The organism is Dinoroseobacter sp. PD6 (assembly GCF_028807315.1).
In the GTDB taxonomy this organism is placed as follows: Bacteria; Pseudomonadota; Alphaproteobacteria; order Rhodobacterales; family Rhodobacteraceae; genus Dinoroseobacter; species Dinoroseobacter shibae.
In genome coordinates, this window is record NZ_JARAMN010000010.1 from 1 (window position 1) to 16,129 (window position 16,129).

General features: G+C 67.6%; 15 protein-coding genes. 11 read left to right on the plus strand and 4 right to left on the minus strand.

The features are described from left to right. Window positions 1–61 precede the first annotated feature (61 nt). Window positions 62–1,684 carry a GMC family oxidoreductase gene (locus PVW48_RS15610; RefSeq protein WP_274581993.1) on the minus strand — a complete coding sequence of 541 codons (1,623 nt, stop codon included), beginning with the start codon at window positions 1,682–1,684 and terminating at the stop codon, window positions 62–64. Window positions 1,685–1,793: 109 nt separating this feature from the next. Here PVW48_RS15610 and PVW48_RS15615 point away from each other — a divergent pair, with 109 nt between their 5' ends. The 8 genes from PVW48_RS15615 to argF all read left to right on the plus strand — a co-directional run bounded on the left by PVW48_RS15615 (window position 1,794) and on the right by argF (window position 9,345). Beyond that, window positions 1,794–3,026, plus strand: a complete 1,233-nt coding sequence (locus PVW48_RS15615) for a TRAP transporter substrate-binding protein (RefSeq protein ID WP_012177480.1) — start codon at window positions 1,794–1,796, stop codon at window positions 3,024–3,026. Window positions 3,027–3,133: 107 nt separating this feature from the next. Then, a complete protein-coding gene (locus PVW48_RS15620) occupies window positions 3,134–3,805 on the plus strand; it encodes a TRAP transporter small permease (RefSeq protein ID WP_274581994.1) in 672 nt (223 codons plus the stop codon). Then, window positions 3,802–5,160 carry a TRAP transporter large permease gene (locus PVW48_RS15625; protein WP_012177478.1) on the plus strand — a complete coding sequence of 453 codons (1,359 nt, stop codon included), beginning with the start codon at window positions 3,802–3,804 and terminating at the stop codon, window positions 5,158–5,160. The genes PVW48_RS15620 and PVW48_RS15625 overlap by 4 nt, the downstream gene beginning before the upstream one ends. A gap of 7 nt (window positions 5,161–5,167) precedes the next feature. Beyond that, window positions 5,168–5,950, plus strand: coding sequence for an IclR family transcriptional regulator (locus tag PVW48_RS15630; protein ID WP_012177477.1), 783 nt, complete (start codon window positions 5,168–5,170; stop codon window positions 5,948–5,950). 162 nt (window positions 5,951–6,112) lie between these two features. Continuing rightward, window positions 6,113–6,451 carry a DUF3140 domain-containing protein gene (locus PVW48_RS15635; RefSeq protein ID WP_274581995.1) on the plus strand — a complete coding sequence of 113 codons (339 nt, stop codon included), beginning with the start codon at window positions 6,113–6,115 and terminating at the stop codon, window positions 6,449–6,451. Window positions 6,452–6,717: 266 nt separating this feature from the next. Continuing rightward, window positions 6,718–7,899 (plus strand): aspartate aminotransferase family protein, encoded by a 1,182-nt coding sequence (locus PVW48_RS15640; RefSeq protein ID WP_274581996.1) that lies wholly within the window; start codon window positions 6,718–6,720, stop codon window positions 7,897–7,899. Next, window positions 7,889–8,422: a GNAT family N-acetyltransferase gene (locus PVW48_RS15645; RefSeq protein ID WP_274581997.1), complete on the plus strand. Its 534-nt coding sequence runs from the start codon at window positions 7,889–7,891 to the stop codon at window positions 8,420–8,422. Before PVW48_RS15640 ends, PVW48_RS15645 begins: the two co-directional genes overlap by 11 nt. Beyond that, window positions 8,419–9,345: an ornithine carbamoyltransferase gene (argF, locus tag PVW48_RS15650; protein ID WP_274581998.1), complete on the plus strand. Its 927-nt coding sequence runs from the start codon at window positions 8,419–8,421 to the stop codon at window positions 9,343–9,345. Before PVW48_RS15645 ends, argF begins: the two co-directional genes overlap by 4 nt. 189 nt (window positions 9,346–9,534) lie before the next feature. Here argF and hisH read toward each other — a convergent pair whose 3' ends face one another. Together hisH and hisB are read right to left on the minus strand one after the other, a co-directional pair. After that, window positions 9,535–10,173 carry an imidazole glycerol phosphate synthase subunit HisH gene (gene hisH / locus PVW48_RS15655; protein ID WP_274581999.1) on the minus strand — a complete coding sequence of 213 codons (639 nt, stop codon included), beginning with the start codon at window positions 10,171–10,173 and terminating at the stop codon, window positions 9,535–9,537. Between the two features lies 1 nt (window position 10,174). Continuing rightward, window positions 10,175–10,762 carry an imidazoleglycerol-phosphate dehydratase HisB gene (hisB, locus tag PVW48_RS15660; protein ID WP_274582000.1) on the minus strand — a complete coding sequence of 196 codons (588 nt, stop codon included), beginning with the start codon at window positions 10,760–10,762 and terminating at the stop codon, window positions 10,175–10,177. A gap of 145 nt (window positions 10,763–10,907) precedes the next feature. Between hisB and PVW48_RS15665 the strand changes: the two genes are divergently transcribed. Continuing rightward, window positions 10,908–12,203, plus strand: a complete 1,296-nt coding sequence (locus PVW48_RS15665; protein WP_274582001.1) for an O-acetylhomoserine aminocarboxypropyltransferase/cysteine synthase family protein — start codon at window positions 10,908–10,910, stop codon at window positions 12,201–12,203. A 167-nt stretch (window positions 12,204–12,370) separates the two neighbouring features. Next, complete coding sequence (locus tag PVW48_RS15670; protein WP_012177469.1) at window positions 12,371–12,745, plus strand: glycine zipper family protein; 375 nt, start codon at window positions 12,371–12,373, stop codon at window positions 12,743–12,745. A gap of 58 nt (window positions 12,746–12,803) precedes the next feature. On the opposite strand, the gene PVW48_RS15675 is transcribed toward PVW48_RS15670, so the two are convergent. Continuing rightward, a complete protein-coding gene (locus tag PVW48_RS15675; RefSeq protein ID WP_012177468.1) occupies window positions 12,804–13,541 on the minus strand; it encodes an SIMPL domain-containing protein in 738 nt (245 codons plus the stop codon). Window positions 13,542–13,663: 122 nt separating this feature from the next. On the opposite strand from PVW48_RS15675, the gene PVW48_RS15680 reads away from it, so the two are divergent. Continuing rightward, on the plus strand, window positions 13,664–16,045 hold the full coding sequence (locus PVW48_RS15680; RefSeq protein WP_274582002.1) for a hypothetical protein: 2,382 nt from the start codon (window positions 13,664–13,666) through the stop codon (window positions 16,043–16,045). Window positions 16,046–16,129: the final 84 nt, after the last annotated feature.

Sequence of the window (16,129 nt, forward strand, 5' to 3'; positions counted from 1 at the left end):
TAAACGCCTCTTCCGTCGTCATCCGCATCGTCTGGTTTCCTCTCGGTGAAGGGGTCAGGGGTCAGGCCGGGACCGCTTGGGCGGTGTCCCTGGCGTCTTCGAGCACCATGTCGGAGAGCTTCTCGCCGATCATGATGGCCGGGGCGTTGGTGTTGCCCGAGACGATCTCGGGCATGATCGAGCAATCCGCCACGCGCAGGCCCGACAGCCCGTGGACCCGCAGCCGGGCGTCCACCACGGCGCCGGGGCCGGTGCCCATCTTGCAGGTGCCCGTGGGGTGGTAGATCGAGACCGAGTTGCTCCGCGCCCAGTCCAGCGTGGCATCGTCGTCGTCGAGCGCGAGATCGGCGGGGGGGCGGAATTCCTCGGCGATCTTGCCCGCCAGCGGGTCGGCCCGCGCGATCCGGCGCGCGATCTTGACGCCTTCGGTGAGGGTGGCGCAGTCGGTTTCGGTCGACAGGTAGTTGGGGTGGATCGTGGGATAGGTGCGCGGGTCCGGCCCGGCGAGGCGGATCTCGCCACGGCTTTCGGGGCGCAGCTGGCACACGGACATGGTGAAGGCCGAGAACGGGTGCACGCCTTCGCCGGGGCTGTCGGCGGACCAGGGCTGGACGTGGAACTGGATGTCCGGCGTGGCGATGTCGGGCCGGGTTTTCAGAAAGCCCGTGGCGAGGCTGGCGGCCATGGTCATTGGCCCCGCGCGGAAAAGCGCGTATTTCAGGGCGATGCGCGCCTGATTGACGAGGCTGCGGACCTCATCGTTCAGGGTCGGCTCGTTGCATTTGAACACCAGACGCGCCTGCAGGTGGTCCTGCAGGTTCTTGCCGACACCGGGGAGCGCGTGGCGCGGCGTGATGCCATGGGCCTGGAGCTGGTCGGGGTCGCCGATGCCCGACAGCATCAGGATATGGGGCGAGTTGATCGCACCGCCGGACAGGATCACCTCGCGCCGGGCGGTGACGGTGTGGGCCCGCCCGCCCGCGTCGGTATAGGTCACCCCGGTGACGCGCTTGCCCTCCATCTCGATCCGGGTGACGAGCGCGCGGGTGATGATGCTCAGGTTGGGGCGTTTTCTGGCGGGTTTGAGATAGGCGACCGCGGCGCTGCAGCGGCGGCCGTTGCGGGTGGTGAGCTGGAAATAGCCCACCCCCTCCTGGCTGGCGCCGTTGTAGTCGGGGTTGAACGGGTAGCCCATGGCTTGCGCTGCGGCGACCCAGGCGTCGCAGATCGGGCGCTGGATGCGCATGTTCGAGACCGCCAGCGGGCCGTCATCGCCGTGCCAGGGATCGGCGCCGCGCTCGTTCGCCTCGGCCCGCCGGAAGAGCGGCAGAACATCGTCCCAGCCCCAGCCCGCATTGCCCATCTGGCGCCAGCGGTCGTAATCCTCGGGCTGGCCGCGCACGTAGAGCAGCCCGTTGAGCGAGGACGAGCCCCCCAGCACCTTGCCACGCGGCCAGTCGATGGACCGCCCGTTGAGGCCCGGGTCGGCCTGGGTTTTGTAGCACCAGTCCACGGTCGGATTGTGCATGGTCTTGAAATAGCCGACGGGGATGTGGATCCAGGGGTTCGTGTCGGGCGGGCCCGCCTCCAGCAAGACGACCTTGTTGCGTGCATCCGTGCTGAGGCGATTGGCGACGACACAGCCGGCGGAGCCGGCACCGATGACCACATAGTCCGCTTCCATGTCGAAAATCCTCCCCGCTGGCGAATTTGTGTCTATGCAAAACGGGAAACGTATTCTAGTCTTTTTTGATACAAAATATCTCAATAATTGCTCACATGGGAGGTAAGCAATGAAAATCGGAGATCGTATCAAGGGCGTGTCGCGCCGGGATTTCTTCAGGATCGCAGGGACTTACGGGATGAGCTCGACGCTTCTGGCGGCGGGGGCATTCGGGGGTGCGATGACTGCCGCGAACCTCGCGAAGGCGGCGGAATCGACCTATGACAAGCGCTTCGGCAAGGAGCCCAAGCACACGCTCAAGTTCGGCGCCGCGGGCTTCAACCCGCAGAACCTGCTGATCGAGCGGGCCGGGTGCCTGGAGTTTGCCCGCGATCTCGAAGAGCGCACCGATGGCGAGATCCGGATCGAGTTCATCGGCAACAACCAGATCTGCGGGCAGCTCTCTTGCGTCGAGAAGGCCCAGCAGGGGATCATCGACATTTATGCGGCATCCACGCAGAACTCCGCCGGGGGCGCGCCGTATCTCAACGTGCTGGACTATGCCTACATGTTCCGCAGCCGGGCGGATCAGTACTATTTCATGTACAGCCCCGAGTCCCAGCGGATCCTGCGTGACCCGTTCGAGAAGCGTCACGGGTTGAAATTCCTGTTCACCCACGCCGAATTGCGCGGGATCATGATGGGCCAGAACTTCGCCGACAAGCCCACGGTGACCCGCATCGAGGACATCATGGGCACCAAGAACCGCGTCACCGGCACCCAGCTGGGCCGGATCGCGATGGAGGCGCTCAACCTCAACCCGGTGCCCGTGGCCTGGGAAGAGACCCTCGACGGGCTCAAGCAGGGCCTGATCGACGGGGCCGAGACCTGGGCGTCGGCGGTGGCCTATGCCAACATGTCGCCGGTGGTCAGCCAGGTGGTCGATCTGCGCTTCTTCTGCGGCACCGAGCATACGGCGATGCGCTCCGAGACCTTCGACGGGCTCGACGGGTACCTGCAGGATGCGGTGATGGAGTCGTCCTACCTGACCCAGGTGCATGTGCAGGCCGCCAATGAGGCAGCGCTGGTCAACACCGTGGGGCACACCGATCCGCCCCGACCCGGCACGATCTTCGCCGAGAACAACGTGCGCGTGGCGCCCCTGTCGGATGCGGAGGTGCGCAAGGCCGAGGAGATGTGCTCGCCCGAGTTCCAGCCGCAGCTGTGGGAGCAGTGGCGCGAGCGGATCAACAACTGGGCCGGTGGCATCGACACCTACCAGGACATCTACAACGAGGTGCGCAAGAACCCGCACACCCTGGCCGAGAATGTCGAGCCGCGCCGCTGGTGGCGCAGCGCCTGACGTCAGGTGCATGATCAGAGCCGGTCCCGCCATGTGCGGGGCCGGTGCCCATGGGGGCACCGAGACCGGGACAACCCGGCGATACGACAAAAAGGGAGGAGGGGCAGATGGAGCTCTGGTCCGATCTGAGCGCCCTGATCAGCGCTCTTGGCAGTCAGGATTCCTGGACGATCCGACAAGCCCTGGCCCCGAACACGGTCTATGTGTTCGCAACCGCGTTTCTGGTGGTCTCCGGGCTAGCGCTGGCCTGGGTCTATCACCATGTGCCGATCATCGAGCGGTATTTCGAACGCACGGTGATGGTCACCTGCTATCTCGCGACGGCGGGCATCATCTTCTGGGGGGTGATCGACCGGTTCGTCTTTTCCAACCAGCAGCCCTGGTCCACGACGATTCCGCCCTTCCTGTTCATGATCATGGCGCTGTTCGGCGCGGCCTATAACATCCGGCTGCGCACCCATCTGAGCTTTTCGGAGTTTCGCACGAACATGCCGCGCCGGGCGCAGTTCGCCTGCCTGTGGCTGGATTTCGCCCTGTGGTTCGGCTTCGCGGTGATCCTGCTGGTCACGACCGCGCGGGTCGTGGCGCTCTCGGCGTCGAATTTCCAGATCGTGCTGGGCACGGACAACACCATGCAGTGGTGGTTCCTGCTCTCGGCCCCCGTCGCGGCGACGCTGATGGCCGCGCGGGCGGTCGAGAACATCCAGGACGACATCGACAACTATCGCAACGACAAGCCGCTGATCAGCCAGGCCGTGATCGGGGGGGATGCGGGATGACCGATGGCACGCTTGTCACGCTGATCTCCGTCGGGGTCACGTTTCTGTTCATGCTGGGGGTCCCGGTGTTCCTGGTCATCGCCTATTGGGTGATCGGCTGTTCCTTCGTGCTGGGCCTGACGCTGGACAACATGGGGGCGGAGATCCTCAACGTATTCAACAAGGGCTTTGCCCTGCTGGCCATGCCTCTGTTCATCCTGACGGGGGACCTGATCAACAAGTCCGGCATCGCCCGGCGGCTGTCGGATTTCGCCTATGCCTGCCTCGGCTGGCTGCGGGGCGGTCTGGCCATGGCGTCCCTGGGCGCCTGTGGCCTGTTCGCGGCGATCTCGGGGTCGAACTCGGCCACCACGGCGACCATCGGGTCCATGCTGCATCCCGAGATGGTCAAGGGCGGCTATGACGAGCGGTTCTCGGCAGCCACGGCGGCGGCGGGCGGTACGGTGGGGATCATCATTCCGCCCTCGATCATCTTCATCGTCTACGGGTTCCTGATGAACCTGCCGATTTCGGACCTGTTCGTCGCGGGCATCATCCCCGGCGCACTGATGGTGATCGGCATGCAGCTGGCCTGCTGGATCATCTGCCGGATCAACGGCTGGGGCTTCATCATCCCGCTGCAACTGAACCGGGTGCTCAAGACCGCCTTCGGCGCGTGGCTAGGCTTCTTCGCCATCGGTCTGGTGCTATGGGGGATCTACACCGGCAAGTTCTCCCCCACCGAGGCCGCCGGGGTCACGGTCGGGTTCTGCGTGATCGCGGGGCTGGTGTCGTGGGTTTTGACGCGGGTGCTGCGGCTGCGGTCGGACAAGACCTGGGAAGAGAAGAGCTATGGCGAGATGCTGGTGGTGGAGGGCTTCACCCTGCGCCAGATCCCCGGCATCACCATGCGTTCGGCCGAGATCACCGGCATCCTTGCCCCCCTGATCGCCATTTCGGTGGTGATGCAGCAGATCCTGTCACTGCTGGGGGCGCAGCAGGTGATCGGGGATTTCGTCACGTCGATGGGCGGCTACCACGCGGTGCTGTTCACGGCGATGGTGATCGTGTTCTTCTCGGGCATGGTGCTGGAGTCCCTGCCGGTGACGATCATCCTGGCGCCGATCCTGGCGCCGATTGCCGCCAGCGTCGGGGTCGATCCGATCCATTTCGCGGTGATCTTCCTGGTAGGCGCCTCCATCGGGTTCATCACGCCGCCCTACGGGCTCAATCTGTATGTCGCCTCGGGGGTGACGGGGGTGCCCTATTTCCGGCTGCTGCGTTACACGGTGCCGTATCTCGTGGCGCTGATCTCCGTTTGGATCCTTGTGTCGCTGACCCCGGAGCTGGCATTGTTCCTGCTGCCCAACCGCTAAGGACCCCATGCCCGAAGTCAGACCGCCTCCGGACGACAAGGCGCAGATCCCGACGAATCTGCGCCTGCTGCGGGTGATCGAGGAGGTGGCGAAGGCCGGGGTGCCGGTGCTGCCCGGCGCGCTGGTCGAGGCACTGGGTCTGCCGAAACCCACGGTGCACCGGCTGCTGACCACCGCCGAGGAGGAAGGGTTCGTGCAGCGCCATGTGGACGGGCGGTCCTATGGGCCCGGCGTGCGGCTGCGGCAGGTGGCGGCGCACACCCTGTCGTCGGAGCGGGTGCGGACCGAACGGCTCCTGATCATGCGGGCGCTGGCCGAGGCGGTGGAAGAGACCTGCAACCTCGCCGCCCCCGGGCGGTACGGCATGGTCTATCTCGACCGGGTGGAGACCCACTGGCCCCTCCGCATCCAGCTGCCCATCGGAACCCAGGTGCCGTTTCACTGCACCGCGTCGGGGAAGTGCTACCTCGCGAGCCTGCGCGCGGACAAGCTGGCGCGGCTGATCTCGGCTCTGCCGCTGGAGCGCCAGACGCCCCATACCCTGACCGAGGCGGGCGCGTTGCGCGCGGAGCTGGCCGAGACCCGGACGCGGGGGTACTCGGTCGACCACGAGGAGTTCATGGACGGGATGTGCGCCATCGCGGTGCCGATCCACGACACAGAGGATCGCTTCCTGACGGCCCTGGCTATCCACGCCCCGATGCAACGCCACAGCCCCGACAGCCTTGCGGAGCGTGCCCTGGCGCCTTTGCAGGAGGCGGCGGGCAAGCTTAGCGCGCTGTTGGTCTAGGGCGGCGCCCGGCGGCATTGCCGAAGCTTCGGACAATACTCGCGCACCAGAGGGCTTGGAGATCGAGCTGCGCGCGCGCCTCGTCAATGCATGGCGGCGCTGCAGGGAACCCAACGGACGCCCGATTGGTTTTGCATGGGACATCAGAATGGAGTTTGCCCCATGTCCTCTTCGAAATCGCGCACTCAGATCTGGGATGAATGGCGGGATCTGGTCAACATGGCGCCAAAAGAGCTGTCCGACTGGCTGGAAACGGACGAGAGCCACAGCGTCGGCGACTGTACGGACGGCGAATCCACCGGGCACGCATCCGGCCGCCGTATTGTTGAGATCAAGCGCACCGACAAGGCCGATCTGAGCGACGATCAGTGGGATCACATGGCCACGGTCGTGGGCTATATCAAACGCCATCTGAGCCAGGGCGGCCCGGACACCGGCATCGAGACATCCGACTGGCGCTATTCGCTGATGAACTGGGGCCACGACCCCTGCAAGAGCTGACCACCGGACAGCTTGCGTCGGCGGCCCGGGTGCGCTACCTCGCCCGGGCACCACACGGGATACCGCCGATGACCCTCGAGCTGCAGCTCCGACGAGACTTGCCCCGCGCGTGATCCGCGCGCCCCGGTGCCCCGGGCCAACCGCCCATCTCGCGCCCGGCTCCCCTTTTCCGGCCCCCTCATTCCAGATTGACATGGCTTCCAAATTGACACGGGCCCACGCCCTTGGCACCTATGGGGCTTCTCCGTTCCGAGAGGATTTTCAAGATGATCCCTGCGATCCTGCCGACCTATAACCGCGCGCCCCTGAGTTTCGTGAAGGGCGAAGGCGCCTGGCTGATCGAGGCCGATGGGCGCCGCTTTCTCGACCTCGGCGCCGGGATCGCGGTGAACGCGCTCGGCCACGCGCACCCGCGGCTTGTGGCGGCCCTGACGGATCAGGCGCAGGCGCTCTGGCATGTCTCGAACCTCTACCAGATCCCGGCGCAGCAGAAGCTCGCGGAGATGCTGGTCGCGGAAACCTTCGCCGACACGGTGTTCTTCACCAATTCCGGGACCGAGAGCTGCGAATTGGCCGTGAAGATGGTGCGCAAGCATTTCCATGACGCGGGCCAGCCCGAGCGGGTCGAGATCCTGACCTTCGAGGGGTCGTTCCACGGCCGGTCCTCGGCGGGGATCGCCGCGGCGGGGTCCGAGAAGATGACCAAGGGGTTCGGCCCGCTATTGCCCGGGTTCCGGCACCTGCCCTTCGGCAATCACGAGGCGCTGCAGAGCGCGGTGAACGACCGCACCGCGGCGATCATGGTGGAGCCGGTGCAGGGCGAGGGCGGCATCCGGGCCCTGCCCGATGCGTGCCTCAAGGGGCTGCGCGACCTGTGCGACCAGCATGGGATCCTGATGATCCTCGACGAGGTGCAATGCGGCGTGGGCCGGACGGGGCGGCTTTTTGCCCATGAATGGGCCGGGGTGAGCCCGGATATCATGATGGTGGCCAAGGGGATCGGCGGGGGCTTCCCGCTGGGGGCGGTTCTGGCGACGGCCGATGCGGCCTCGGGCATGACGGCGGGGACCCACGGGTCGACCTATGGCGGCAACCCGCTGGGCTGTGCTGTGGGCTGCGCGGTGCTGGAGACGGTGTGCGCCGACGGGTTTCTGGAAGAGGTGCGGCGCAAGGCGGGGCTGATGCGGCAGGCGCTGGAGGGCCTCGTGGCGGAGTTTCCGGGCGTGTTCGCGGAGGTGCGCGGCGCGGGGCTGATGCTCGGGCTGGTGTGCCGGGCGCCGAATACGGACGTGGTTCAGGCGGGCTACGGCGCGGAGGTGCTGGTGGTGCCCGCGGCGGAGAACGTGGTGCGGCTGCTGCCGCCGCTGACGATCACGGACGCGGAGATCCGCGAGGCGCTGGCGCGGCTGCGCAAGGCGGCGGCTTCGGTGCAGGCCGATGCCGCATGAATATCGCTTCGTGCCCGTGAGCCGTGACGATTACCCGATGCTGCGGCGCTGGCTGGCCCAGCCGCACATGGCGGGCTGGTGGGGCGCGCCGGAGGCGGAGATCGCCCTGATCGACGGGGATCTCGGGGCCGGTTTCTGCGACATGCGGATCGTCTGGGCCGACCGGCCCTTCGGGTTTGTGCAGGACTATCCCGTCCGGACTTATGGTGCGCCCCATTACGGGCATCTTCCCGATGAGGCGCGGGCGCTGGACATCTTCCTGGGCGATCCCGCCTATCTGGGTGCGGGCCACGGCGCGGGCTTTCTGAAGGCGCGGGCGGCAGCGCTTTTCGCGCAGGGCACACCGGCGCTCGCGGTGGATCCGGACCCGGAGAACCACCGGGCGGTGGCAACCTTTGCCAGGGCCGGGTTTCGCCCCCTTGGCATGAAGGCGGCCGAGGACGGGGCGCCCGTTCTTGTAATGGACATGTGGCCCGAGGGGTTGGACTCCGGCCGGACCGCGGACGAGAAAGACTTGATATGACGCATTTTCTGGACATTCACACCACGGATCCGGCCGACCTGCGGGCGATGCTCGACCGGGGTCGCGCGATGAAGACCGCGCGCGCCGGGCGGCCCAAGGGCGCATCGGATGACGACCAACCCTTGGCCGGGCATATGGTGGCGCTCATCTTCGAGAAGCCATCGACCCGCACGCGGGTGTCCTTCGATCTGGGCGTGCGCCAGATGGGCGGGCAGACCATGGTGTTGTCGGGGGCGGACATGCAACTGGGCCACGGCGAGACCATCGCGGACACGGCCCGGGTGCTCAGCCGGTATGTGGACCTGATCATGATCCGGACCTTCGAGGAGACCACCCTGCTGGAGATGGCCGAGCATGCCAGCGTCCCGGTGATCAACGGGCTGACCAACCGCACCCATCCGTGCCAGATCATGGCCGACGTGATGACCTTTGAAGAGCACCGCGGCCCGATCGCCGGCAAGAAGGTGGTGTGGTGCGGGGACGGGAACAATGTCTGCGCCTCGTTTTTGCATGCGGCGGGCCAGTTCGGGTTCGACATGACCTTCACCGGGCCGCCGACCCTGGATCCGGAAGCGGAGTTCGTGGAGGGCGCGCGAGCCAAGGGCGTGACCGTGGAGATCGAGCGCGACCCGGCGGTGGCCGTGCAGGGCGCGGACCTGGTGGTGGCGGATACCTGGGTGTCGATGCATGACAGCCAGACCACCAAGGAGCGGCGGCACAACCAGCTGCGCCCCTACCAGGTGGACCGGGCGCTGATGGACAAGGCCAAGCCCGATGCTCTGTTCATGCACTGCCTGCCGGCGCACCGGGGCGAGGAGGTGACCTCGGAGGTCATGGACGGCCCGCACTCGGTGATCTTCGACGAGGCGGAGAACCGGCTCCACGCCCAGAAGGCGGTCATGCGCTGGTGCCTCGGGGTGTGAACGGAAACCGGATCACGTTCAACCGAACCGATCTTCGTTTGCCACGTGGTGTCGTGCGTATTTGGGCAAAGATGAAACAGGCACTGTTGGGCGCAATAACCTTTACGGCGCCCTGCCTTTTTCATCTTTGACGAAATACTCCGGGGGGTCGCGTCAGCGACGGGGGCAGCGCCCCCTTGCGCCGTCCGCTCAGGGCCGCCAGGTCAGGAAATTGGCGATCATGCGCAGGCCCGCAGCCTGGCTTTTCTCCGGGTGGAATTGGGCGCCGACCATGGTGTCGCGCCCGACGACGGCCGTGACCGGGCCGCCGTAGTCGCAATGGGCCAGAAGGGTCGCGGGGTCGGTCACCTGCATGTGGTAGGAATGGACGAAATAGGCGTGATTGCCCGTGGCCACCCCGTCCAGCACCGGGTGCGGGCGGTCGATCACCAGGTCGTTCCAGCCCATATGGGGCACCTTGAGGGCCGGGTCGGAGGGCGTGATCTTCACCACCTCGCCATCGATCCAGCCAAAGCCGGGCGTGTCTTCGTATTCGCGCCCCGTGGTGGCCATCAGTTGCATGCCCACGCAGATCCCGAGGAACGGGCGGGCACGGGTGGTCACCGCCTCCTCGATCGCCTCGAAGAGCCCCCCGAACCCCTCCAACCCCGCGCGACAGGCCGGGAATGCCCCGTCGCCAGGCAGCACGATCCGGTCGGCGCGCGCCACGAGGTCGGGGTCGGAGGTCACGCGGATCTTCCCGCCATCCACCTCCCGCGCCATACGTTCGAAGGCTTTCTCCGCCGAATGCAGGTTGCCGCTGTCGTAATCGACCAGAACCGTCAGCACGTCAGAGCGACCCCTTGGTGGAGGGGATGGCATCGGCCTTGCGCGGGTCGGTTTCCAGAGCATCGCGCAGGGCGCGGGCAACCGATTTGAACGCGGCCTCGGCGATGTGGTGGGAATTGATCCCGGCGAGCGCGGTCACATGCAGGGTCAGCCCGCCGTGGGTCGAGAGCGCCTGGAAAAACTCGCGCACCAGCTCGGTATCGAAGGTGCCGATCTTGGCGGTGGGGAGGGCCACATCCCACACCAAATAAGGCCGTCCGGAGATGTCGAGCGCGGCGCGCACCAGCGCGTCGTCCATCGGCAGCAGGCAGGACCCGTAGCGCACGATCCCGCGCTTGTCGCCGACCGCCTCGGCCAGGGCCTGACCCAGGGCGATGCCCACATCCTCCACCGTGTGGTGGTCGTCGATATGCAGATCGCCCTGGCAGCGGACGGTCATGTCGATCAGCGCGTGGCGGCTGAGCTGGTCCAGCATGTGGTCAAAAAACCCGACCCCGGTGCGGTTGTCATAAACCCCGGTCCCATCGAGATCGATTTCGACCGAGATGTCGGTTTCGGCGGTCTTGCGGGTGATGGTGGCGCGGCGCATGGGCAGATCCTCGGGCTGTCGCCGCCTTTTGGCACGCGCTCCGGGCCTTGCCAAGCCCGGGCGATACCGCCACCGCCGCCGACCATTGCCCTGCCGCGCGAAACCCTGCATGGTCCGCGCAAAATCGACTTCGAGGGAGAGACCCATGTCCGACGACACCCCCAGCTACGGCTTCGACACGCTGCAGATCCATGCGGGCGCGCGGCCCGATCCGGCCACCGGCGCGCGGCAGACGCCGATTTACCAGACCACGGGCTACGTGTTCCGCGACGCGGACCATGCCGCGGCCCTCTTCAACCTGCAGGAAGTCGGCTACATCTATTCGCGGCTGACCAACCCCACGGTTGCGGTGCTGCAGGAACGCATCGCGACGCTGGAGGGCGGTGTCGGCGCGGTCTGCTGCTCTTCGGGCCACGCGGCACAGATCATGGCGCTCTTTCCGCTGATGCAGCCGGGGTGCAACATCGTGGTCTCGACCCGGCTCTATGGCGGGACGGTCACGCAGTTCGGCCAGACGATCAAGCGCTTCGGATGGTCCGCGAAATTCGTGGATTTCGACGATCTCGATGCGGTCAGGGCGGCGATTGACGACGACACCCGCGCGGTGTTCGGCGAGGCGATCGCCAACCCGGGTGGCTATATCATGGATGTGCGCGCGATTGCCGACATCGCCGATGCCGCCGGCATCCCGTTGATCATCGACAACACCACGGCCACCCCCTATCTGTGCCGCCCGATCGAGCATGGTGCCACACTCGTGGTGCATTCCACCACCAAGTACCTGACCGGCAACGGCACGGTCACCGGCGGCTGCGTGGTGGATTCGGGCAAGTTCGACTGGGCCGCGTCGGGCAAGTTCCCGTCCCTGTCCGAGCCCGAGCCCGCCTATCACGGGCTCAGGTTCGCCGAAACCTTCGGGCCGCTCGCCTTCACCTTCCACGGGATCGCCGTGGGGCTGCGGGACCTGGGCATGACCATGAACCCGCAAGGCGCGCATTACACCCTTATGGGGATCGAGACGCTGTCGCTGCGGATGGCGCGCCATGTGGAGAATGCCGAGAAGATCGCGAAATGGCTGGAGGCCGACGACCGGGTGGAGTTCGTCACCTATGCCGGGCTCCCATCCTCGCCCTATTTCAAGCGGGTCAAGACCGTCTGCCCGCGGGGCGCGGGGGCGCTCTTCACCTTCGCGGTCAAGGGCGGCTACGAGGCCTGCATCAAGCTGGTCGACAGTCTCGAGATCTTCAGCCACGTGGCCAACCTCGGGGACACGCGGTCGCTGATCATCCACTCGGCCTCGACCACCCACCGGCAGCTCACCCCGGAGCAGCAGGAGGCCGCCGGGGCCGCGCCCAACGTCGTGCGCCTGTCCATCGGGATCGAGGACGCGGACGACCTGATCGCCGATCTCGATCAGGCCCTGTCCAAGGCAACCGCATAAACCCAGACCCGAAGGCCCTGCAGACGCGGGGCCTTTTCATGTCGGCCCTGCGCGGGGCGCCCGCGTGCTGCTTGACGGCTTCCGGATCCGGCGCAACAGTGATCCTGCAACCAACCATATGCGTGAAAGCCCGGCGCGGCATGCCGTCCGCCGGGGGAGGAGACACGATGAAGACGACATCTATCGCGGCCATGGCCGCCACGGCGGCCCTGCTGATGGCTTGCGGCAACTCCGGCTCCAACTACGTGCCCGTGATCGACGGTCCCGTGGGGCCGAGTTTCAACGTGGACCTCCAGCAGTGCCAAGGCCTCGCTGCCTCCCAGGACCAGTTCGACGGCAACACCGCGACCACCGCCGCAACCACCGCGGGCGCAGCGGCCGTCGGCAGCGTGATCATCAACGACAACAGTGACAACCTCGCCGAGGCCGCTGCGGCCGGGGCGGTTGTCGGGCTCGCCTCGGACGCGCTGCGCAAGAACGCCGATCGCGAGACGATCATCAAGAACTGCATGCGCGGGCGCGGCTACAACGTCGTGGGCTGACCGGCGCGCCGCCCCCGATGGGCGGCGCCCCTGCCCGACCGGACACTCCCGGCGCGGCCTATTGGACGAGTTCGATCACCAGGGACACCGCAGCGCGGACACTGACCTCGCCGGCGGCGACGGGCACGGCGCTGTCGGCCATGGCCATCTCGGAGCGCATCATCATCGGGCCGCGCATGCCGCCCTGTTCGGTGATCGACCGGATCGGACCGAGGGCCACGCCGGCGGCCTCGGCCAGAGTGCGCGCGCGGGCGAGCGCGTCCTGCATCGCCCGTTCGCGGGCTTCGACCTCCAGCGGGCCGGGTGCCTGCACGCCGAAGCTCAGCCCGCCGAAACTGTTGGCGCCGTCGCGCACGCTGGCATCGAGGATCTCGCCCAGCCGTTCGAGGTCGCGCACCCGTACGGTCAGCGCGTTCTGGGCCCGGAAGGCGACGATCCGGCGCGGCAGATTGCGTAGCTCCGTCCCCTGCTCATAGACCGGATTCAGCGTCAGGTCCGAGGTCTGCAGATCCCGCTCCGCGATGTCGAAGCCGCGCAGTTCTGCCAGAACCGCCTGCATGCGTTCGGTATTCTCGGCAAGCGCCTGCGCGCCGGTGCGGGCCTCGGTCACCACCGCAAGGCGCAGGGTGGCCATGTCGGGGATTGCGGGCACGCTGGCCTCTCCGGTCACGCTGAGCAGGCCCGGCCCGGCCTCCTCGGCGCGGGCGGTCGGGGACAGACCGAGACCGGCCAGCAGAACAAGCATCAGCACAAGACGAGAGAGCGGGGCACGGCAGTTGCGGGCGGGCTGGGTCATGAGGCCTCCTGGGATCGGGGATTCCGCGGAACACAGGCCGGGTTGCGGCCTTTTCCTGCGGAGGGAAACAGGGTACAACGTGCCGATGGGAGGGGGCCATTGCAAGGCCCGCATATCCACCGATGAAACCAGGTTTCGCGCTCCTTTTGTCCCATGACGGGCTGACCCTGAGCCACCGTACCAGCGAGGGCTGGCTACGCATCGGCGAGGTCTCGCTCGATGCGCCGGACGTGGCGGGGGCGCTGGCCGAGTTGCGGGTGCAGGCGGTGGAGATCGCCAAGGCGCGCAACCTGGCCCCGTTGCGCACGAAACTGGTCCTGCCGAACAGCGAAGTTCTCTATCATACGGTCTCGGTCGAGGGTGTCACCAGCCCCGATTATGACGGGGCGATCCGCGACAGTCTGGATGGGCGGACGCCCTATGCACTGGACGAGCTGTGCTATGACTACGTGGTCAGCGGCAGCGAAGCGCAGGTCGCGGTCGTGGCGCGCGAGACCCTGGCCGAGGCGGAGGCTTTCGCGGTGGAGCATCGCCTGGCGCCCGTCTGTTTTGCTGCCGTACCGCCCAAGGGGGCGTTTTCAGGCGAGGTGATGTTCGGCACCACGAAGGCGGCCGAGCACCTTCTGGGTCCGGGCGAGATGCTGGAGCGGGACATGGCACCCGTGGTGCTGCTGGGAGAGGCGCAGGGCGCCGACGCCCCGGGCCCGGCATCGGAACCTGCGCCGCTACCGAAGCCGAAACCGCCTGCGGCACAGGCAGAGGCCGCGGACCCTGCGGCGGGCAAGACCGGGGCGGCGAAGGCCCCCGACAAGGCCGCGCAGGCGGCCGTGGAGGGCACCGAACCGGCCGCCGAAGACGCGCCGAAGCCGAGTTTTGCCAGTGCCCGCACCCGCGATGGCGCGGCCGTCCCGAGTGCCCCGTCCCCGGAGGCACCGCAGGACCCGATGGCGCCCCGGATCAACCTGTCGGCCGAGGTGCGGTCCAAGGTGGAAACACCGCCCGCCGCCCCCCCGCCCGCGGAGCCCAAAACGCGTCCTGTCGGTCTGCTGCTGACCGTGGCGCTGCTGGTGGTTATGGTCCTGGTGGGTGTGTTCGCGGCACTGACAGGCGGTGACGAGGCAGCCGAGACCAGGCCGCCGCCCGCGGAAGAGACCACACCGGAGGCGGTCGCAGCACCCACGCCCGAGCAGGCGCCGCGCCAAACCGCCGAAGAGGGACCGCCGGTCGCCGATGAGGACAGCGGCGACGCGGTCGCAGAGGCGGCGCCAGATGCCGCAACCCCGCCGGTGGTCGCCATGACCACCGGGCCCGAAGCCCTCGCTCCGGCCACGCCGAGCAGCCCGTTTGCCAGCCTTCCGACACCGGAAGAGGTGGCCGAGGGCGACGAGGCCAATGTGGCAGACGCCCCGACACAGGATATGGCGTCGCTGCCCGACGCGCCGGGCTTGCCGGATATCGATGCACTGCCGGTGGATGACACGCCACCGCCTTCGGATGCGGCCGACCCGCAAAACCCCGGTCTGATCGAGACCGAGACCCGCTATGCCGCCACGGGCATCTGGCAGCGCAGCCCGGATCCGCTTCTGCCCCTGACGCCCCCGGGGATCGAGGATCTCTACGTGGCCGCCCTCGACAGCGATATCGCGATCGAGGACGCGCTTGCCCTGCCTGCCTATCGCGACGACCGGGATCTGCGCCCGGTCACGCCGCGACCGCCCATCGCGCCGGGGCAGTTCTTCGAGCTGGACGCGGACGGGCTCGTTCCGCCGACGCCCGATGGGGCCCTGACACCGGACGGGGTGCTGGTCTTCAGCGACCCGGAGGTCCGGCCCGATCCGCGCCCGGGCATAACCCCGGCCACCACCGATGCGGATATCTTGCGCGAGACCCTGTCAGGGCTGCGCCCGCCGCCGCGCCCCGAAAACGCCACCGAACTCAGGGAGCGCGCGGTGCTGGATGGGCGCAGCCGAGCGGAGCTGGCCTCGGTCGCGCCGCCGGCCCGGCCCGCTTCGATCCAGGACCTGGCCGAGGCGCCCGACGCAGCGGAGGCCGAGGCGAGCGGCATGGCCTCCTCGCTGGTTCCCGATGCGCGCCCGTCGGATTTCGCGGCAAGGGTGGCAAGCCTGCGCGCCGCGCGCACCCAGGCAAGGGCCGAGGCGCCCTCGGGATCCCGGGGCAGCGCCCCCTCGGCCTCCCTCGCCGCGGTCGCGCCACCGGCACCGGCACCGGAAGTCCGCGAAACCGCACCGAGCATCCCCACCACCGCTTCGGTGGCGCGTCAGGCGACACTGGAAAACGCCTTGCCGCTGAACCGGATCAACCTGATCGGGGTCTATGGCACGCCGAACAGCCGACGCGCGCTGATCCGGCTCGCCTCGGGCCGCTACGTCAAGGTGGAGGTCGGCGACCGGGTGGATGGCGGCCGTGTCGCCGCGATCGGCGAAGCGTCGGTCCAATACACCAAGGGCGGGCGCAACATCACCCTGGAGATGCCCCGGGGCTGACCCGCAGGCAGGCCATGGGCGCGCGATCTTCCGTCCCGGCGCCCAATAATGCCGCATGCCGGAACGCTTTACCCGCAGGCCGCG